This is a genomic window from Streptomyces sp. NBC_00385 (genome assembly GCF_035917155.1).
GTDB lineage: Bacteria > Actinomycetota > Actinomycetes > Streptomycetales > Streptomycetaceae > Streptomyces > Streptomyces poriferorum.
Genome location: NZ_CP107951.1, coordinates 2,665,347 through 2,684,852 on the forward strand (window position 1 = coordinate 2,665,347; position 19,506 = coordinate 2,684,852).

17 protein-coding genes and 1 tRNA gene are annotated in these 19,506 nt (G+C 69.9%); 5 read left to right on the top strand and 13 right to left on the bottom strand.

The window, feature by feature from the left end:
• Positions 1-103: 103 nt before the first annotated feature.
• From OG959_RS11520 to OG959_RS11530, 3 genes are all read right to left on the bottom strand, one after another.
• A complete protein-coding gene (locus OG959_RS11520) occupies positions 104-2,161 on the bottom strand; it encodes a tetratricopeptide repeat protein (RefSeq protein WP_326658064.1) in 2,058 nt (685 codons plus the stop codon).
• 213 nt (positions 2,162-2,374) lie between these two features.
• Positions 2,375-2,448, bottom strand: a tRNA-Met gene (locus tag OG959_RS11525).
• A gap of 52 nt (positions 2,449-2,500) precedes the next feature.
• Positions 2,501-5,434, bottom strand: coding sequence for a UPF0182 family membrane protein (locus tag OG959_RS11530; protein ID WP_326666333.1), 2,934 nt, complete (start codon positions 5,432-5,434; stop codon positions 2,501-2,503).
• A 127-nt stretch (positions 5,435-5,561) separates the two neighbouring features.
• Here OG959_RS11530 and OG959_RS11535 point away from each other — a divergent pair, with 127 nt between their 5' ends.
• Positions 5,562-6,128, top strand: coding sequence for a PPA1309 family protein (locus tag OG959_RS11535; RefSeq protein ID WP_236062997.1), 567 nt, complete (start codon positions 5,562-5,564; stop codon positions 6,126-6,128).
• A gap of 30 nt (positions 6,129-6,158) precedes the next feature.
• Here OG959_RS11535 and OG959_RS11540 read toward each other — a convergent pair whose 3' ends face one another.
• The 4 genes from OG959_RS11540 to OG959_RS11555 all read right to left on the bottom strand — a co-directional run bounded on the left by OG959_RS11540 (position 6,159) and on the right by OG959_RS11555 (position 9,655).
• The gene (locus tag OG959_RS11540) at positions 6,159-7,247 is read right to left on the bottom strand and encodes a YlbL family protein (RefSeq protein ID WP_326658065.1); all 1,089 of its coding nucleotides are present in this window, start codon (positions 7,245-7,247) and stop codon (positions 6,159-6,161) included.
• Between the two features lie 145 nt (positions 7,248-7,392).
• Positions 7,393-7,581 carry a hypothetical protein gene (locus OG959_RS11545; protein WP_148020620.1) on the bottom strand — a complete coding sequence of 63 codons (189 nt, stop codon included), beginning with the start codon at positions 7,579-7,581 and terminating at the stop codon, positions 7,393-7,395.
• Between the two features lie 151 nt (positions 7,582-7,732).
• The gene (locus tag OG959_RS11550; protein WP_326658066.1) at positions 7,733-8,194 is read right to left on the bottom strand and encodes a molybdenum cofactor biosynthesis protein MoaE; all 462 of its coding nucleotides are present in this window, start codon (positions 8,192-8,194) and stop codon (positions 7,733-7,735) included.
• A gap of 210 nt (positions 8,195-8,404) precedes the next feature.
• Entirely contained in the window at positions 8,405-9,655 is a 1,251-nt protein-coding gene (locus tag OG959_RS11555; protein ID WP_326658067.1) for an NAD-dependent epimerase/dehydratase family protein, read from the bottom strand.
• Positions 9,656-9,845: 190 nt separating this feature from the next.
• Between OG959_RS11555 and OG959_RS11560 the strand changes: the two genes are divergently transcribed.
• On the top strand, positions 9,846-11,309 hold the full coding sequence (locus OG959_RS11560) for a zinc-dependent metalloprotease (RefSeq protein ID WP_326658068.1): 1,464 nt from the start codon (positions 9,846-9,848) through the stop codon (positions 11,307-11,309).
• The gene (locus OG959_RS11565) at positions 11,306-11,854 is read left to right on the top strand and encodes an NUDIX hydrolase (protein ID WP_326658069.1); all 549 of its coding nucleotides are present in this window, start codon (positions 11,306-11,308) and stop codon (positions 11,852-11,854) included. Before OG959_RS11560 ends, OG959_RS11565 begins: the two co-directional genes overlap by 4 nt.
• A 108-nt stretch (positions 11,855-11,962) precedes the next feature.
• On the opposite strand, the gene OG959_RS11570 is transcribed toward OG959_RS11565, so the two are convergent.
• The 4 genes from OG959_RS11570 to OG959_RS11585 form a co-directional block, all read right to left on the bottom strand.
• Positions 11,963-12,718, bottom strand: a complete 756-nt coding sequence (locus OG959_RS11570; RefSeq protein WP_326658070.1) for an AIM24 family protein — start codon at positions 12,716-12,718, stop codon at positions 11,963-11,965.
• 19 nt (positions 12,719-12,737) lie between these two features.
• Positions 12,738-13,418, bottom strand: a complete 681-nt coding sequence (locus OG959_RS11575) for an AIM24 family protein (RefSeq protein ID WP_148020615.1) — start codon at positions 13,416-13,418, stop codon at positions 12,738-12,740.
• 11 nt (positions 13,419-13,429) lie between these two features.
• Positions 13,430-15,043 (bottom strand): TerD family protein, encoded by a 1,614-nt coding sequence (locus tag OG959_RS11580; RefSeq protein ID WP_326658071.1) that lies wholly within the window; start codon positions 15,041-15,043, stop codon positions 13,430-13,432.
• A 153-nt stretch (positions 15,044-15,196) separates the two neighbouring features.
• Positions 15,197-15,820 (bottom strand): M48 metallopeptidase family protein, encoded by a 624-nt coding sequence (locus tag OG959_RS11585; protein WP_326658072.1) that lies wholly within the window; start codon positions 15,818-15,820, stop codon positions 15,197-15,199.
• A 187-nt stretch (positions 15,821-16,007) separates the two neighbouring features.
• On the opposite strand from OG959_RS11585, the gene OG959_RS11590 reads away from it, so the two are divergent.
• Entirely contained in the window at positions 16,008-17,153 is a 1,146-nt protein-coding gene (locus OG959_RS11590; protein WP_326658073.1) for a ThiF family adenylyltransferase, read from the top strand.
• A gap of 41 nt (positions 17,154-17,194) precedes the next feature.
• On the top strand, positions 17,195-18,709 hold the full coding sequence (locus tag OG959_RS11595) for an ABC1 kinase family protein (RefSeq protein WP_326658074.1): 1,515 nt from the start codon (positions 17,195-17,197) through the stop codon (positions 18,707-18,709).
• Positions 18,710-18,759: 50 nt separating this feature from the next.
• On the opposite strand, the gene OG959_RS11600 is transcribed toward OG959_RS11595, so the two are convergent.
• Together OG959_RS11600 and OG959_RS11605 are read right to left on the bottom strand one after the other, a co-directional pair.
• Positions 18,760-18,963 carry a hypothetical protein gene (locus tag OG959_RS11600; RefSeq protein WP_326658075.1) on the bottom strand — a complete coding sequence of 68 codons (204 nt, stop codon included), beginning with the start codon at positions 18,961-18,963 and terminating at the stop codon, positions 18,760-18,762.
• Between the two features lie 192 nt (positions 18,964-19,155).
• Entirely contained in the window at positions 19,156-19,479 is a 324-nt protein-coding gene (locus OG959_RS11605) for a hypothetical protein (protein WP_148022160.1), read from the bottom strand.
• Positions 19,480-19,506 lie beyond the last annotated feature (27 nt).

Consider the following 19,506-nt stretch of genomic DNA (forward strand, 5'->3'; position numbering starts at 1 on the left):
AACTCTACGTCACGCCCTGGACCAGCGCAAATCTCTTTCCCAGGCCCTCTCCGGGGGCATCGAGGGGGCCCGGGCGGGGGACATCGGGGGGCCCGGCGCGCCGCTACGCGGTCAGTTCCTGGTGCAGCGCCTCACGCAGGCGTCCCGCGCGCTCCGCGACCTCCGCCGGCCCCAGCTCGACGGCGCGGGCGCACCACCGCTGCCCTTCGGTGAGCTCACCGCGGCGCGCGGCCAGCAGGGCGAGGCGCAGCGCGGCCCGCCCGTGGCCGTCGCCCGCGGCACGGCTCCACCACAGCGCGGCCTCGCGCTCACTGCCCTCGCGGGCCAGCAGCAGTCCGAGGTTGAAGGCCCCGTTGCGGCTGCCCGCCTCGGCCGCCTCGCGGTACCAGCGGGCGGCGCTCTCCACGTCCCCCCGGGCCGCGGCCAGCATGCCGACACGGACCTGGGCGCGGCGGTGTCCCTGCTCGGCGGCGCGCTCGTACCACTCCTCGCACTCGGTCTTGTCCGGCATGGGCTCGCCGAGCGCGGGAGGGCCGGGCGGTGGCTGGCGCGCGTCCAGCAGCCCGGCCAGCCGGAAGGCCGCCTCCGCGCTGCCGCCGCCCGCCGCGCAGCGCAGATGCCGTTCGGCCTCGCGCTCCTGGCCGTGGTGCAGCAGCGCCATGCCGACCTGGAGGGCGGCCTCGGTGTGGCCGGCCGCCGCGGCGCGCTCGTACCAGAGCAGGGCCGTACGGTCCTCGTCGCGCCCGGCGTGCAGGATGCCGAGGTTGAAGGCCGCGTCCACGCTGCCGGCCTCGGCCGCCTTGGAGAACCAGGGCTCCGCACCGGTCGCGTCGCCCGCCTGGAGCAGGAGCACGGCCAGGGCGTTGGCTGCCTCGCGGTGGCCCGCGTAGGCGGCGCGCCGGTACCACTGCTCGGCCTGCGGAGTACGGTCCTGGGCCGCGCAGAGCAGCCCGAGGTTGTACGCGCCGTTGACGTCGCCCGCGTCCATCGCCGCGCGGTACCAGCGCTCGGCGGTCTGCTGCTCGCCCCGGGCAGCGTGCAGGGCGCCGAGCGCGTTGGCGGCGTTGCCGTCGCCGTCCTGGGCGGCCCGGAGCCACCACACGGCGGCGCTCTCCTGGTCGCCCGCGTCGCGCAGCAGGAAGCCGAGCGCGCAGGCGGCCCGGGCCTCGCCCGCCTTGGCGGAGATGAGGTACCAGCGGCCGGCCTCCTTGAGGTCGCCGCGCTGTTCGAGGATGGCGCCGAGGTGAAGCGCCGCACGGCGGTGTCCGCGTGCGGCGGACTGCCGGTACCACTGCTCGGCCTCGCCCATCCGTCCGGCGTCGGGGCCGGCGACCGGGCTGTCGTCCTTGCGCACGACGGACCGGCGCACGCCGGCACCCGCCTCGGACTCGGGTCCGGTACGGGGACCCAGGCCGGGGCGGCCGAACGCGTCGTGCGCGTCCTCCGTCGCGTTGCGCTCCAGCATGCGTGCCAGCCGGTACGCCGCCTCACGGTGTCCCTGCTCGGCCGCGGCGCGCAGCCAGCGCTCAGCGCCCACGTCGCTGCGGTGTTCCAGCAGGTCGGCCAGGGCGTACGCCCCCAGCGCGTGGCCCTGCTCGGCGGACTGGCGCAGCCAGTACTCGGCCCCGGGCTCGTCTCCGCGCTCGCGGTAGTGGCGCCCGAGGGCGTGCGCCGCCGCGGCGGAACCGGCGACGGCTGCGATGCGCCACCAGCCGGCCGCCTCGTCCGCGTACCCACGCTGGTGCAGCAGGACGCCCAGGTTGTTGGCCGCTGCGCGGTCGCCGTCCGCGGTGGCCCCGCGCAGGTACGCCTCGGCTCCGCTCAGGTCTCCCCGGCGCAGCAGCAGCGCGCCGAGAACGCTCATCGAAACGGTGTCCCCGGCATCGGCGGCACGGCGGTGGCGTGCCTCGCTCTCGGCGTTGTCCGCGCTCGCCGCGGTCTCCGCACTCTCGGCGTTCTCCACGCCGTCGGCGGTCTCTGCGGTCTCTGCACTGTCGACGGTCGCGGCACACTCCGCAGTCTCGGCGGTCTCGATGTGGTCGTTGTACTGCGCGGCGGCAGCGGCGAATGCCACATCCGCCACTTTTTCCGCCGGATGGACGCGCTGCTGCACAAACCGCCCTGTCTCCAACAGAGTTGCCCTGTCCCCCATAAATACCATCGTCGCACCACCTGCAACCCGCGTACACCTGGTAAATCGCGGCCAGTGAGGTCACTACAGCGTTTTGTCGACATGCCCACAGAGAGACAAGTCAAACACGCTCGTGCCCAACTAACGCCCCACGAACCGCACTTCACGCAGACTGCACAATAAAGTCACCACGACATGACGAAGGCCCGGATCCCCTGGAGGATCCGGGCCTTCGTCTTTCAGTAGCGGGGACAGGATTTGAACCTGCGACCTCTGGGTTATGAGCCCAGCGAGCTACCGAGCTGCTCCACCCCGCGTCGTTGTGTTCAAACCGTACCACGACGCGGGGATGAAGCTTTACCGAGTTACTCAGCCTCCGCTGTCGGCACTCGCCGACGCCGCAGGCTTCTTCGGGTCATCCGTCGAGCTCGCACTGCCGGACTTGGGCTGGGCGGCAGCTGCCCGCTCCAGCGCGTCCTGCAGCTCCTCCTGGGCCTTGCCGTAGGCGGTCCAGTCCTGCTCCTTCAGGGCCGTCTCGCCTGCCGTGTAGGCCTTCTGCGCATCGGCGATCGCCTTCTTCAGCGCGGCGTCACCGGTGGCCGGCGGCTCGGTGGTGTCGCCCGGTGGCTCGGTCGTATCCGCCGGTGGCTCGGTCGTATCGGAGCCGTCCACACCGAAGACCGCGTTGAGCGCCTCACCGAGGCTGTTCTCGAAGACGATCTTCGATCCGTACGAGGCGGCGACCTTGCGCAGCAGCGGGTAGTTCTGCGTGCCACCGCGCGTGTACACCGGCTCGATGTAGAGGAAGCCCCCTTCGAGCGGCACCGTGAGCAGGTTGCCGTACTCGATGTCGGAGTCGGTGCCCTTGAGGTTTCTCACGAACTCGGCGACGTCGTCGTTGCCGTTGAGCTCACTCTGTACCTGGCCCGGGCCCTTCACCGTGGTGGTGACTCTCAGCAGCCTTATCGTGCCGTAGTCCTTGCTGGCAGCATCGGCGTCCACCGCCATGAACGCCCCGAGGTCGGGTCGTCCCTTGGGGGTGAACGTCGTCGTCAGCGAGAACTTCTGAGCCGCCTGATCCGGCATCTTTATGCTCAGGTAGTACGGCGGAACGGCACCGGACTCCTTGTTGGTCGGATCATCCGGGACCTGCCAGGCGTCACTGCCGCTGTAGAACTGCGCGGGGCTCGTGACGTGGTAGCGGGTGAGCAGCTCGCGCTGCACCTTGAACAGGTCCTGCGGGTAGCGCAGGTGGTCCATGAGGTCCTGCGGAATGTCCGCCTTGGACTTCACGGTTCCGGGGAACGCCTTGCGCCAGGTCTTGAGGACCGGGTCCTCGGTGTCCCACTCGTACAGCGTGACCTTGCCGTCGTACGCGTCGACGGTGGCCTTCACCGAGTTGCGGATGTAGTTGACCTGATTCTGCTGGGCGACGACCGCGCGCTGGTTGGTGGTCAGCGAGTCGGCCGTGGTGTCACCGAGCGTCGTGCGCGAGGCGTACGGGTAGCCGTTCGTCGTGGTGTACGCGTCGACGACCCACTGGATCTTCCCGCCGACCACGGCCGGGTAGGCGTCGCCGTCGATGGTCAGCCACGGGGCGACCGCCTCGACGCGCTCCTTCGGCGTGCGGTTGTAGAGGATCCGCGAACCTTCGCCGATGGCTCCCGAGTACAGGATCTGCGGCTCGCTGAAGGCCACCGCGTACGCGGCGCGGTTGAAGGCGTTGGAGAGACTGACGCCGCTCTTGCCCTTGTAGCTGGTGGTCTTCTCGCCGTCGTCCTCGTAGTCGAGCTCCTTCTGGGGCCCGCCGACGATGGAGTACTGCTCGGTCTTCTCGCCGTAGTAGATCTCCTGCTGGTACTTGCCCAGCTCTCCGGTGGTCGGCAGGCCGGACTCCGTGAAGTCGGGAGACCCCTTCGGGTTGGTACCGGTGGTGGTGCCCCGGGCGGCGATCGCGCCGTAGCCGTGGGTGTAGGTGAAGTGGTCGTTGATCCAGTTGCGCTTGGGGATGCCCTGGAGGTTGAGCTCGCGCAGACCGATGACCGTGTCCTGCTCCTTGCCGGCCTCGTCCTTGTAGCGGTCGACGTCCAGCGTCTTGGGGAACTGGTAGTAGTTCCTCTTCTGCTGGAGCTGCTGGAAGGCCGGGGAGACAACGTTGGGGTCCATCACCCGGTAACTGGCCGCGGCGTCCGCGCTGGCGCGGAGCTTCGCGTCGTCGTCCGTCGTGGACTTGCCCGCGTAGTCGGTGACCTTCGCGTCATCGATGTCGTAGGCGTCACGCGTGGCCTTGATGTTCTTCTGGATGAACGGGGCTTCCTTGGCCTGCTCGTTCGGCTGGACCTGGAACTTCTGCACGATCGCCGGGTAGAGCCCGCCGATCAGGATCGCGGAGAGGACCATCAGCCCGAACCCGATCACCGGAAGCTGCCAGGTGCGGCGCCAGAGCGTCGCGAAGAAGAGCACGGCACAGATCGCGGCGATGCAGAACAGGATGGTCTTCGCCGGCAGATAGGCGTTCGCGTCGACGTACCGCAGGCCCGTCCAATTGTCCGTGGCCTTGAAGTCGCTCGACTTCACGGCCAGCCCGTAGCGGTCGAGCCAGTACGCCACGGCCTTCAGCGCGACGAAGATGCCGAGCAGCACCGAGAGATGGCCGGTGGCCGCCCCCGTCGCCCGTGCGCCGGGGCTGGTGATGCGCAGCCCGCCGTACAGGTAGTGGGTCAGCGCGGCGGCGATCAGCGAGAGCACCGTGGCCGCGAAGCCGAAGCCCAGCAGGAAGCGGTACCACGGCAGGTCGAAGGCGTAGAAGGACACGTCCAGGTGGAACTGGGGGTCCTTCTGACCGAACGACACCCCGTTCACGTACATCAGCCAGGTACGCCACTGGCCGGAGGCGGATGCTCCGGCGATCAGACCGACGAGCGCGGTGATCGCGAGCAGCACCCACTTCTTGTACGGGGCGAGACTCATCCGGTAGCGGTCCAGGCTCTGCTGTTCCAGCGACATCGCGCTCAGCGGCGGCCGGAGCCGGTGCGCGAGCCAGATGTTCACACCGATGGCGACGGCCATCAGCAGTCCGAAGACGAGGAACAGGCCGATCTTGGTCCACAGGGTGGTGGTGAAGACGGATGAATACGCGACCGACCTGTACCAGAGCCAGTCCGTCCAGAACCCCGCGAACATGACGAAGGCCATGGCGAGGACCGCCAGGACGCCCAGTGTCATGAGCAGGGTTCGGGCGCGCCGGGACGGGCGGCCGACTCTGATCCGTGGCCCGGTCGGGCCTCCGCCGCGGTCCGGCATCTGGAAAGCCAACGTGCGCACCTCGAAGTTCGCGGTCGTGTGGAGCGGGCCCAGCGATCGTAGAGCCCACCTATGCAACTTACTGAGGCTTTACCTAGTTCCCGTTCCGGGGGCGGAAGGAGGCAGGATGTTGTCCATGCCCAACGTTTCCCCCTCAGGCCCTCCGATGGCCGCGAGCCCGCTCACCGTCGCCGTGCTCGAAATCGACGAGTACATCTCCGGTCTCGGCTGGGACCAGCCCGCCCGGCTCTTCGCCCTCGTCGACACCGCACGGCTGCGGGTCCAGGAGCCCGGACTCGCCGCTCAGCTCGGCCTCGACGACGGCTCGAAGGCCGCCGCACTCACCCCTATCGAGCAGGAGGAGCTTCCCGCAGGTACCGCACTGGACGAGTTCCTCGCCACGATCGCCTGGCCCGACGCGGTCGTCGGGTGCGCGATGACGGTCGAGCGGCTGATGCTGCCGCCGTCCGCCGAGACCTCCGTACCGGAAGGTCTCAACGATGCCCAGCTGACCAAGTGGGTCGCCAAGCACCCCGACCGGCAGGAGGTGCGGATGACCGTGGCGGTCCTGCGGGACGGCGCCCGCGAGTCGGCCGTACGCCTGCGGGAGAAGGACTCGCCGAACGACGTGCTGACCGGCGCCGGCCTGGTACCGGGGCTGGCCGAGGCGCTGGCCGCGACCTTCGAGTCCTGACCCGGCCGTCCCGCACCGGTGGGGAGGCGGTCAGCCTGTCGAGCAGCTCGGCAGTCCGGCCGCGTCCCCGGTGCGGATCTTCTCCAGCGACTTCTTGGCGTCGTCGATGGTCTTGACCCTGACCAGCGTGAGTCCGTCCGGGGTGTCGGAGGCGGCCGCCTCGCAGTTGTCGTCGGGGGTCAGGAAGTAGCGTGCGCCCGCGTCGCGTGCGCCGACGAGCTTCATGTTGATCCCGCCGATCGGTCCGACCTTGCCCTTGTCGTCGATCGTCCCGGTGCCCGCGATGAACTTGCCGCCCGTCAGCTGCCCCGGGGTCAGCTTGTCGACGATGCCGAGGGAGAACATCAGACCGGCGCTCGGACCGCCCACATCGGCGAGCTTGATGTCGATCTCGAACGGGAAGGTGTGGTCCGTCCCCGCCTGGATGCCGACGATCGCCCGGTTCTCCTTGGGGGCCTTCTCCGTGGTGATGGTGATCTTCTCGGTGCCCTCGGGCTCCTTGCCGGCCTTCTCGGCCGCCGCCGCGGTCTTGGCCGGGATGACCGTGAAGGTGACGTCCTGGCCGGGCTTGTGCTTGGTGACGAGCTTCGCCACGTCCTCGGGCTGCTCGACCGCCGTACCGTCGACCGCCTTGATCACGTCGCCCGCGTGCAGCTCCCCCTGTGAGGGACTGTCCTTGAGGACCGTGGAGACGACGACCCGCGAGGACACCGGGATGCCCAGCTCGGTGAGGGCCGCGACCTTGGCGCTCTCCTGGGACTGGCTGAACTCCTCGGCGTTCTCCTGCGTCGACTGCTCCTCGGTCTTTCCGTCCGGGTAGAGCGTGTCGTGCGGGACGACCACACTGTCGTGGCCCAGCCATCCGTAGACGGCCTCGATGAGGTTCATGTTGTAGTCGGCGCCGGTGACCCTGACTGTCGTCATGTTGAGATTGCCGGACGTCTCGTACGTCTTGTGCCCGGTGATCTGCAGAACGGGCTCCCCGCCGACCTTGCCGAGCGTGTTCACGGTCGGCCCGGGGGACATCTCCGAGTACGGCACTTTGATCAGCACGCCTGCGCAGAGCAGCGCGATCAGGATCAGGGTGGAGGCGAGCATCGTCGCGGTGCGGCGTGGCATGGAACGACAGTACGGGAAGGGCCTGTCAGTGCACCGTCGGGGCCGGTCCGTACGAGGGCCGCGGCCGGGCGTGGCGAGGAGGCCGGGCGGCGGAACCGGAGGCTACCGGTCAGCGGGTTGGCGACTGCGTACGACCGGTGCGGCGTCAGACGTTCGATATCTGCTCGACCGGCTCCGAAGCGGAGTGCGAGCGCTCCATCGCCTCACGGAACCGGGCATAGCCGGCGAGCTCGGTGACATCGCCGGTCGTGCGATTACGGGCAGCCCAGCTTCCCCATATCGCAGCACCGAGCGCAGCAAAAAGCGGAATCAACAACCAGGCGAGTGCTGCCATGACGACCTCCCTGCCCCATGAGCGACCGCAACGGAACGATCAGCAGATTAACCATCCGCAGGACCAACGCTCATGGCAGGGGTGGGGTTACGCAAATCGGGGTGGAAGCCCGCCGGGCGGTTTGAGCTCAGCAGCCGTCACAGCAGCCGTCTCAGCAGGCGCCGACCCACTCCTCCGTACCGTCGGAGAACTGCTGGTGCTTCCAGATCGGAACCTCGTGCTTGAGGTCGTCGATGAGCTTGCGGCAGGCCTCGAAGGCCTCTGCGCGGTGCGGGCAGGAGACGGCCACCACCACCGCGAGATCGCCCACCGCCAGTTCACCCACCCGGTGGACGGCGGCCAGCGCCCGGACCGGGAACCCGGCGACGACCTTCTCCGCCACCCGGCGCATCTCGTCCTGCGCCGAGGGGTGACACGAATAGCCCAGCGCCCCGACGTCCTGGCCGTTGTCGTGATTGCGCACGGTGCCGACGAAGAGCGCGGTGCCGCCCGCCGCCTCGTCGCCGACGGCGCGGAAGACCTCGTCCACGGACAGCGGTGTGTCGCGGATCTCCAGCAGCCGGATGGGGTCCTGTGCGGCCTGCTCGCCGGGGTGATCGTACGTGGGTGCCATGACAGCCATCGTGCCGTACCGCCACGGCATCGCGGAATGCGGCTTTCACCCGGCGGGGCGCCGGCGGCCTTGGAGCCTCCTACAGGCGCCGGGCTCCCGCCACCCAGTGCGACGCCGGACGCGGCCCGGTCCCCTTCCGGCGCCGCCCTTCCGCTGCTCCTCCGGCGCCCTTTCGGCGCCCTTCCCGGCGCGCGGTGCCGGCGGGGAGCACTAGAAGCGGCGGCGGGCCTTGCGGGCACGGCGTACCAGGGCCGCGGTGCCGAGCAGCGCCACGGTCGCACCGGCGGCTCCGGCCGCGGTCGCGTCCTTGCGGCCGAGCCGGCGACCGGCCACGGTGTGACGTCCCTCGACCTCTTCGAGGAGTGCGGCGAGCACCTCCTCGTTCGTCCAGCTCGGGCGCCAGCCCGCATCGTGGAGCCTGCTCACACTCACCACCCAGGGATGCATCGTGTACGCCAGGTCGCCCGCAGGAGACGGGGTCAGACCGATCCGGTGCAGCCGGGCGGCGGCCCCGAGTGCGACGGCCGACGGAAGTTCCATCCGGCGGACTCCGCTGAGCTCCTCGACCTCCGCCTGTTCGAGCCAGCCGTCGCAGCCGACCGCGAACTCTCCGTCGATCTTCTCCAGCGCGGCGTACTCCAGCGCCGTGACCAGGTCGTCGACGTGGCAGAACTGCCAGGTGGGGCGCGACCCGGCGACGACCAAAAGGCGCGGCGACTCGAAGTACCGGGTCAGGGCCGTGTCCGTACCGCCGACGAGCACGGTGGGACGGACCACGGTGACCTGGAGCCCGGGGTGGGCGCGGGGCGCGCGGCGGCCGAGCCGTTCGATCTCCAGCAGGTCGCCGACGCCGGTCGCCTCGGCCGTGGCGCGCAGCTCGGCGTCCTCGGCGAGCGGGACGTCGTTGTCGGGCAGCGCGCCGTAGACCATCGCCGAGGTGCACAGCACGACCCGGTGGACGCCGACGGCCGCGGCCGCGGTCAGCACGGTCTGGGTGCCGCGCACGTTGTACGCGGTACGGGCGGCGGGATCGGTCTCCAGGTCGAGATCGAGCGCCAGGTGGACCACCACGTCGGCGCCGCGCAGCTTCTCCGCGATCGCCGGGTCGCGCACGTCGAGAACGTGCCACGTCGCCTCGGACACCTCGCCGCGGCGCTCGTCGATGGCGATGACCTGCTTGATCTCCTCGGAGGCCGCCAGTCGTGCCGTGAGCAGCTCACCGACACCCGTCGCGGCTCCGGTGACGGCCACGACGGGGCCGCGGCTTCTGGAGCGGCTGCGGACGGGCTCGCTCTGGGTTCTGTCCTCGGCCGTGTTCTCAGGCTTGTCCTCAGCCTTGTTCTCGGACGTGTTCTCGAACTTGTTCTCAGGCTTGTTCTCAGGCTTGTTCTCAGGCTTGTTCTCAGGCGAAGGGTCAGCCAGGTTTCGCGCTGCGCGAACCTGCGGATCTGGGGAACTCACCGGGCGTCTCCAGCGGTTGTCTTCAGTACGTACCCGAATGACGCGTACGTACCAGGTGGCGTCCATCCTGCCGCAGGCCGGGAGCAGGCGGAGCACTGAGGCCCTGAGTGGACTTGGTGTCTACGCTGGATGGTGATGTCGGGCAGTCGCCGTCGGTTCGAGCCGGCGGCCCTACGAGCCGAGGAAACCCGTGAGTGACACCCCATTCGGATTCGGCGTTCCGCCGGAGGAGCCGGACGACGGCGACAAGGGCAAGAAGAACGACCCCACCGGAGGTGGGCAGGGCTCGGGCGGTCCGGCGAACCCGTTCGGTTTCGGCCCCGGCGCGGGCGGTGACAACCCCTTCGCCGCCATGTTCGGCTCCATGAACCCGAACGACCTGGGCGCCGCCTTCCAGCAGCTCGGCCAGATGCTGAGCTACGAGGGCGGTCCCGTGAACTGGGACATGGCCAAGCAGATCGCCCGCCAGACGGTCTCGCAGGGCACTCCCGACGGCACCAAGGACGCGAGCGTCGGCCCGTCCGAGCGTGCAGCGGTCGACGAGGCACTGCGCCTGGCGGACCTCTGGCTGGACGGCGTGACGTCGCTGCCCTCCGGTTCCGTCTCGACCGTGGCGTGGAGCCGTGCCGAATGGGTGGAGGCCTCCCTCCCCGCCTGGCAGAAGCTGGTCGACCCGGTGGCCGAGCGTGTCGGCCTCGCCATGGGTGATGTGCTGCCCGAGGAGATGCAGGCGATGGCGGGCCCGCTGATCGGCATGATGCGGTCGATGGGCGGTGCGATGTTCGGCCAGCAGATCGGACAGGCCGTCGGGGTGCTCGCCGGCGAGGTGGTCGGTTCCACCGACATCGGGCTGCCGCTCGGACCGGCCGGAAAGGCCGCGCTCCTTCCGCTGAACGTGGAGCGGTTCGGCAAGGACCTGAGCGTGCCGCAGGACGAGGTGCGGCTGTACCTGGCCCTGCGCGAGTCCGCTCACCAGCGGCTCTTCGCCCATGTTCCGTGGCTGCGCTCGCATCTGTTCGGTGCGGTCGAAGGCTATGCGCGCGGTATCAAGGTCGACACCAGCAAGCTGGAAGACGTGGTCGGCCAGTTCGACCCGTCGAACCCGGAGCAGCTGCAGGACGCCCTTCAGCAGGGCATGTTCCAGCCGGAGGACACCCCGGAGCAGAAGGCCGCCCTGGCCCGTCTGGAGACGGCGCTCGCGCTCGTCGAGGGCTGGGTGGACGCCGTGGTCCACGAGGCCGCGAAGTCCCGGCTGACCTCCGCCGACGCGCTGCGCGAGACGATGCGAAGGCGCCGCGCCTCCGGCGGTCCCGCCGAGCAGACGTTCGCCACGCTCATCGGTCTCCAGCTGCGTCCGCGCCGGCTGCGTGATGCCTCGCGGCTGTGGGCCTCGCTCACGGACGCGCGGGGGCTCGACGGCCGCGACGCGCTGTGGGAGCACCCCGACATGCTGCCCACCGCCCACGACCTGGACGATCCGGACGGATTCGTCCACCACGAGCAGCTGGACTTCTCCGAGCTGGACAAGATGCTCGGCGAGGCGGCGAACGGGCCGCAGAATCCCGCTCCTGGCACCGACGTGGCCGACGGCGGCAGCGGGACCGAGGGCACCGGGTCCGAGGGCGACGACAGCAAGGACGACACCGACAAGTGAGCCTGCACGACGACGCCGTCCGCGTACTGAAGGGCTACGGCACCGGCGCGGACGCCGCCCAGGAGGAGCTGCGCCAGGCATATCTGGACCACTTGGCGCTGCATCCCGACGGCATGTGGAAGGCCTGCGGCACCGGACATCTGACGGCCAGCGCCCTGGTCGTCGATCCGGAGGGCGGCAGGGTGCTGCTCACGCTGCACCGGAAGCTGCGGATGTGGTTGCAGATGGGTGGCCACTGCGAGCCCGGCGACGCCACCGTGGCCGCCGCCGCGCTGCGTGAGGCGACGGAGGAGTCCGGCATCGCCGGGCTGACCCTGCTGGCGGGTGGACCTGTGGTCCTGGACCGTCATCCGATCCCCGCACCGTGTCACTGGCACCTGGACGTCCAGTACGCGGCGCTGGCGCCGTCGGGCGCGGCGGAACGGATCAGCGAGGAGTCCCTCGATCTGCGCTGGTTCCGTTACGACGAGGTCGCCGAGGTCGCCGACTCCTCGGTCGTCCGCCTGCTGGAACGCACGCGCGCCGCTCTGGACGCCGGCCGGTAACCGGGAGCGGGCGGTACGGGTAAGGGGCGGCCTCCAGAGAGGCCGCCCCTTACCCGTCATGGTGCCGGGCCCGTCTCACCCCTCGTACACAAAGGCGGGTGGTCCGGCTCAGTTCCAGGCGTTGTTCTGGTTCTGGGCGTGGGATCCATGCTGCCCCATGCCGTACTGGGCACCCAGTCCCTGGCCGATCTGCGCACTCTGCGGCGGCAGCACCTCACTCGGCTGCACCAGGGCGAAGCCCTGGCCGAGGAAGCTGAGCTCCCAGCCCTCGCCGGTGTTGCCACGCCGGCGGAAGACACCCGAGGAGTGCGTCTGGGCCTGCATCTGCACCCGCAGGGAGCTGGACCAGGCGACGATCGCGTCGGCGTCCGCGTTGACGTACTTGTCAGGCGTCACCTGCATCATCAGCGGCTGACCGGAGGTCATCAGCGCGACCTTGCCGGTGCCGGAGATGTTGAGCTGGTATTTGCCGGTGCCCGAGATGCCGTACTGGCTGTCCACCGCGATGACCTCGGTGTGGAGGGACGAGTCGAGCGCCAGGACGTAGGAGCTGTCCACCGTCAGACCGTCGCGGTCGACGTCCACCACGTGGACGTACTGCGCGAGGTTGGCGAGGTAGACCGTGCCCTGCCCGGAGCAGCGCATCAGGTCGAGGCCCTCACCCGTGCTGGCGCGGGCGCGGCGCTGTCCGTGCGACTGGTACTCGCCGTCGAACTCCATCAGACCCTGGTACGCGACCATGGCCCCCTTGCGGGCGAGGACGTCGTCGTGGCCGGTCAGCGAGACCCGCAGGAGCTGCGGGTTCTGGACCGTGTACCGCTCCTGGGACTGCTGTTCCGTATAGCTGAAAAGCGGACTCTGCATGGTGTGTTCTCCCTCCCCGTCAGTTCCGGACCCGCAGGCGGTCGGTACTGTCCTCGCTCGGCTGCACGACGACGATCCCCTGGCCGGAGAAGGCCATCTGGAACGCCTCGCCGCTGCCCCGCCCGATGAGCGAGGAGGCCTTGAAGCTGCGCTTGCCCTTCACCTTGAGGTTCGGGGACCACGCCACGAGGGCGTCCGGGTCGACGTACGTCTCGTCCTCGCCGCGTCCGCAGTCGACGACGATCGGCGTGCCGCGCGAGGTGATCGCGACCCAGCCGGTGCCGGAGATGCAGACGTTCCACAGGCCCTGGCCGGCGAACTTGGCCAGCCCCTTGACCCTTTCGACGCCCCAGGTGAGGTGACCGTCGAAGGCGAGCACGTTGGTGCCGTTCACCGAGAGGGAGTCGTTGTTGAGATTGATGACAACCACATCGGCGCCGTAGTCGGCGAGGTAGAGAAGCCCGTCACCGGCGCACTTCATCAGGGGCGCGCCCTCACCGGTGATCCACTGCGAGGCGATCTGGCGGACGGCCGGCGGGTTGGGCTCGTACTGGATGAAGCCCTCGTACGCCACCATCGAACCGGTGCGCGCGTACAGGTCCTGGCCGGTCGCCATGGCGACCTTCAGCATCGAATGGCCGTGGTTCTCCATCCGGGCCGTGACGGGGGTCGGGGCGTAGCCCGCGAGTTGCTGATTCATGACGGGCTCCCTCAGACCTCGTAGGGCTGGACGACGATGAAGTTGCCGGGAGCGCCCCGGAACTGGAGGTTCACGGTCTCCCCGCTGTGTCCGGGATAGGCGTTGCGGCGCAGCCGGACCTGGCTGGAGATGATCACCTGGGACGCGGCCGACCACGCCACGACGGCATTGCAGTCGGCGAAGGTGGTCGGGGTGACCGGCAGGACGACGGGGACACCGTGGGTCTTGACGACGATGGTGCCGGTGCCCTGGAACTGCATGGTGAACAGGGCGCCGCCGGGAATGCCATGGCCTTCGATCCGGCGGACCTCGTACTGCAGCGACTCGTCGAAGGCGAGGACGCTCTCCGCCGAGACGCAGATGCCATCACCCTGGAGCTCGATGGCGTGCAGATGGGAGCCGTCCTCGGCGAGGAAGACCTGTCCCCGGCCGGTACAGCGCATCAGCTGCATTTCCTGGCCGGTGGCATTGCCGACCATCCGGCCCGCGAAGCCTGCGCCCTTGTAGCCGAAGTCGACCTTGCCCTGATACATCACCATGCTGCCCTGCCGGGCCAGTACTCCGGCTCCGCCCATGGTGAGGTCGACGCGCATCAGCTGCTGGTTCTGCGGGGTCCAGCGCTGGCCGGTGGCGGTCTCCTTGTACGGCTGGAGCGCGGCCAGCAGGCCGGCCCCGGCCTGCGGCACTCCTTGGGGCACGCCCTGCGGGACGCCCGGCGGCTGCTGTCCGTACGGAGCCGGAGCGGGCTGCCCGTAGGGCGCGGGGGCCTGCTGTCCGAACGGCGCGGGCGCCTGCGCCGGGACCTGCCCGAACTGCGGCTGCTGGGGCGGCTGCCCCGGCTGCCCGTAAGGAGCGGGTGCGGGCGGCGGCACACTGCCGCCCTGCGGAGCCAGCGGCGCCGCTATGGTCGGCGCGGCGTGCATCTGCTGCTGCGGCGTGGGAGCAGGCGCCTGAGCCGCCGGTGCGCCGAAGGACGGCGCGGGCTGCGGGGCCTGCGGTGCGGCCGGCGCGCCGAAGGACGGCGCGGGGGCCGACGCCTGTGCGGGCGGGGCGAACGACGGGGCTGCGGACTGCGGCTGGGGGGCGGCGGGGGCCTCCTCGGCGACCTCGCCGCCGAAGTTCTTCAGCAGCGCGTCGAGGCCGCCGTCGAAGCCCTGGCCGACAGCGGCGAACCGCCAGACGTCCTTGAGGTAGAAGTCACCCAGCATCACCGCGCGCTCGGTGGTGAACTCCGAGCCCGTGAAGGCGTACCTGACGACTTCCTCGCCACCCGCGACGATCCGGATGTACCCCGGACCGACCTGCGACATCTGTCCGGCACCGTCCAGCGTCGCGGTGAAGGACAGCTTGTGGATGTTCGCCGGAATGCGGTCCAGAGTGACGCGGAACGACTCCGTGTCACCGGCCTGCGTGCCGAGGAGCTGAATGGACTCCTCGGGCGATTTCGGCTGATTGAAGAAGATGAAATAACGGTCGTCGGAGAGCTGCTCATTGGCATCGAGGCCGAAGCAGCTGATGTCAAAGGTCAGTCCCGGGCCGGCGATCTGCACACCTACGTACAGGTCCGTCCCCGGCGTGAGATCGCTGATCTTGGCCTTGTGGCCGCGTTGGAATTCCCTGGCCATGCGTAACGACCGTCCCCCATCCGGAAGGTGAATGCGTCGCGTCAGGCTAACCGCAAACTCAGGCATTGGGCCAAGCCGGTACAGACCCGGTACAAAATCGCGAACGTCACTCACCGCGCGCGGCGGGGCGTCACTCCACGCGTACGGCAGGCGTCACTCACCGCGTGCGGCAGGCAGGTGCGGCAGCCGGTCGGCAGCCACCACTCCTTCGAGATAGCCCCGGGCCCGCTCGGTACGGGGGTAGGCGTCGAGAAGCCGCCAGAACCGCGGTCCGTGCCCGGGCACCAGGAGATGGGCCAACTCGTGGACGAGCACGTAGTCGACGACGTACTCCGGCATGCCCTGCAGACGGTGCGAGAGCCGGATGCTGCCCTCGGCCGGGGTGCACGAACCCCAGCGGGTGTTCTGGTTCGTCACCCACCGGACCGAGACGGGCCGGGCCCTGCCCTGGAAATACTGGGCGGACAGACGCTCCGCCCGCTCCGCGAGCTCACTGTCGCCGAGGATCCGTTTGTTCTCTTGGGCGGCGAGCTTGTCGAGCATCACGCTCACCCAGCGCTGCTCCTCGGCCTCCGACATCCGGGCGGGAATCAGCACGATGGTCCGGTCGCCCTCCCGGTACGCGGAGACCGTTCTGCTACGACGGTTGCTCCTGCGAACCTCGACCGCGCTCGTCGCCGAGGCACGGGGCGGATGGTCGGCCGCACTGCGCCGGTGGGTTCCGGCGCCGCGCGCGGAAGTCTCCCCGGCGAAGCCGGGTGACGGGTCGGCGGGCACGCCACGACGTTACCCGCTGTCAGTGGGGGAAGTCCCGCCTCCGGGACGGTTCGCACATGATGCGTCCCATGGCTTGCACCATTTGAACGACTAATACCCCCCGCCTGTGGATAACTTTTCGCACGGTTCCGCGGCGCACCCCATTCTGGCAATGGATCTCACACAGCCACACAGACCGGGGGAAGCCGTGCATCCGATGTTGAAGCCCGCACTGCGCCGCGCATGGCGCGGCAGCGGCACCGTGCAATTCGGAGTGACGCCCGCACATGCGGTCAAGGTCGGCCCGATGGATATCGCGACCGGCTGTTTCCTGGAACTGCTCGACGGTACGCGCGGGATGTCCCTGCTGCGCGCAGAGGCCAGGGCGCTGGACCTGAGCGACCATCAAGTGGACACAGTCGTGGCGCGGTTGATGGACGCGGGACTCGTCGACGATGTCCGGGCGGGCGGCCCGGAAGCCGACGCGCTACGGAACCGGGCAGACGTGCTGGAACGTCACCGGCCAGACCTGGCGTCACTCTCCGTGGTCCATCCCGAACCGGGCGGAGGGCTGCGGCGGCTGGCGGCCCGCCGCTCCATGCGTGTCCAGGTGCGAGGAGCCGGCCGGGTCGGAGCGGCGATCGCGGCAGTGCTTTCCGGGTCGGGGGTGGGTCGGGTGGAGGTCCTGGACGGCGGATGCGCCGAACCGTGCGATGTGTCGCCCGGAGGCCTGCCGGCCTCTGCGGTCGGCGAGCGCCGGGACTCGGCGGCGCGACAGTTGGTCCGCCGCTCCTCCCCCGGTCCTGCACCCCGGAGCGTGCCGCCTGAGGCCGGACGCGCCGGTGGGGAACCCGGCCTGTCCCTGATCGTCGTCGCCCCTCGCGACGGCCTGACCGGCTACGTCCCCGATCCGCGTACCGCCGAGCCGTGGATCGCCTCGGGCACACCCCATCTCTATGCCGGAGTCATCGAGGCAACCGGGTTCGTCGGACCGCTGGTGCTGCCGGGAGGCACCGCCTGTGCGGGTTGCCTCGATCTGAACCGGCGCGACAGGGACCAGCAGTGGCCGCGGATGCTGGCTCAGTGGCAGTCGGGGCGGCGGACCGCCGTGCAGGCCTGCGATCTGGGTCTGGCGACAGCGGTGGCGGGACTTGCGGCGTCCCACGCGCTGGCCTTCCTCGACGGCGAACTGCCGGCCAGTACCGGGGCCCGCTGGGAGGCGGCACTGCCGCTGTTGGACTGGCGGTCGGAGCAGATCGGGGCACACGTCGGCTGTTCCTGCGGAGCGGGTGGGCACACTGAGGGGGTGCGCACCTCCGGGGCCGGCACGGCGCACGACACAATGGCCGGGTAACCGCCGCACGCAGCGCGGCAGTCTGGGATTTGGAGGGGCATATGTCTGATCTTCCCCGGAAGGCGGTCACCCGAACCGCCAAGCTGGCCGCGCTGCCGTTGGGGTTCGCCGGCCGTGCCACGTGGGGGCTGGGAAAGCGCATCGGCGGAAAGTCCGCGGAACTGGTGGCCCGCGAAGTGCAGCAGCGCACCGCCGATCAGCTCTTCAAGGTGCTCGGCGAGCTGAAGGGCGGGGCCATGAAGCTCGGGCAGGCCCTGTCCGTCTTCGAGTCCGCTCTCCCGGAAGAGGTCGCGGGTCCCTACCGTGCGGCCCTGACGAAGCTCCAGGAAGCCGCCCCTCCCCTGCCGATCGCCACGGTCCACGCGGTGCTGGCGGAGCGGCTCGGCGAGGACTGGCGTGAGCTGTTCCTGGAGTTCGAGGACAAGCCGTCGGCGGCCGCCTCGATCGGGCAGGTGCACCGGGCGGTGTGGCACGACGGCCGGGACGTCGCGGTGAAGGTGCAGTACCCGGGCGCGGGCGAGGCGCTCCTCTCGGACCTGACCCAACTCAGCCGGTTCGCCCGGCTGCTCGGCCCGCTGGTTCCCGGCATGGACATCAAGCCGCTGATCACGGAGCTGCGGGACCGGGTGTCGGAGGAACTGGACTACGAGCAGGAGGCGCAGTCGCAGCGGGCACACGCCGAGGAGTTCGCGGACGACCCCGATGTGGTGGTCCCCGGGGTGGTCCACCAGGCCGATCAGGTGCTGGTCACCGAATGGATCGGCGGTGTGCCGCTGGCCGATGTGATCGCCGCCGGAACCCCGGAACAACGGGACCGGGCCGGACAGCTGCTGGCCAGGTTCCTGTTCTCCGGGCCCGCACGCACCGGGCTGCTGCACGCGGACCCGCACCCCGGAAATTTCCGGCTGCTGCCCGCGGACCCCGCGTTCGCGACGGACGGCGAAGCCGGTGAGGACGACGGTGCCGCGGAGGCCGGCACGGAACGGTGGCGCCTGGGGGTACTGGACTTCGGCACGGTGGACCGGCTGCCGGGAGGACTGCCGCAGACCATCGGGGACTCCTTGCGGCTGACGCTCCAGGGAGATGCGGACTCCGTGTACGAACTGCTCCGTGAGGAAGGATTCGTCAAGGACTCGATCGACCTCGCACCGGACGCCGTCCTCGACTACCTCCTTCCGATCATCGAACCGGCCGAGGTGGACGAGTTCACCTTCAGCCGGTCCTGGATGCGCAACCAGGCCGCCCGTATAGCGGACCCGCGGTCCCCCGCTCATCAGCTGGGAAAGCAACTGAACCTGCCGCCCGCCTACCTGCTGATACACCGGGTGACGCTGAGCACGATCGGGGTGCTGTGCCAGCTCGGCGCCACGGTCCGGCTGCGGGAGGAACTGGATTCCTGGCTCCCGGGGTTCCTTCCGGTGGAGGAAGAGGAGCAGGCGTCGCCGGCCGAGGAGGCATCCCCCGAGGACGGACCGACGGCGTGTGAAGTGACGGCGGAGGACGAGGCGATGGACGGCGCCGCGGCTCCCGCGGACATCACAGGGCAGTACACCTAGCGCGTGTTCCAGGAGTCCCGCCTGCCCGCCGGGGAGGGACACCATCGGCGTCACCACCAGGCGGAGTCGAGGCGGCCCTCGATGGCCCGGATGTGGGTGCGGGCGCAGTCGTCGCAGAAGTAGTGACGACTGCCGTTCTCCACGGAACAGAGCCAGGTCGGCGGTGCGTTCTCGCTCCCGGCGCGGGCGCCGCACAGGGCGCACACGACGTCGGCGGTGCCGCCCGGTCCGGAGCGATGCGTCTCCTCGTCCACCTCGTGACGATAACTCCCCAGTGAGGATCCGGCGCGGCGCCGGTGCCATCAGCGGCACCGGCCGGAGCACGGCCGCGGGGCCGGTCCGTGTGGACCGGCCCCGCGACAGGGGTACGGATATGGGTCCTGCTTGCCGGGGAACAGAGAGCGGCTGCCCCCGGCGGATACTGCCGGCGTGCGGTACTGCTGGGTTCAGTGCATGACCGCCATGGCCAGCGCACGGCGGGCGCGCATCGAGGCGCGCTCGGCCCGGCGCTGCATCCGCCGCGCGGTGATCAGGCGCACGGCCTGACGCTCCGCGGCGGATTCCCGCAGGCGGTCGTGCATATGCGCACGAGCCAGGGCTTCTGGGATGAGTTGCATCTCGCGGGTCCTGTTCTGACGCGAGTCGTTCGCGCCGATGATGGTGACGTCCGGGGTCGCGGAGCCGACGGGCTCCCTCGTGGGGATGGTCATTGGTGCCTGGTTTCGGGGGTCGTGGGTCAGGGGACGGTCGATGGTTCCGATGCGTTTCATGGGCTTGGGGGCCATGACCCCCAGGTC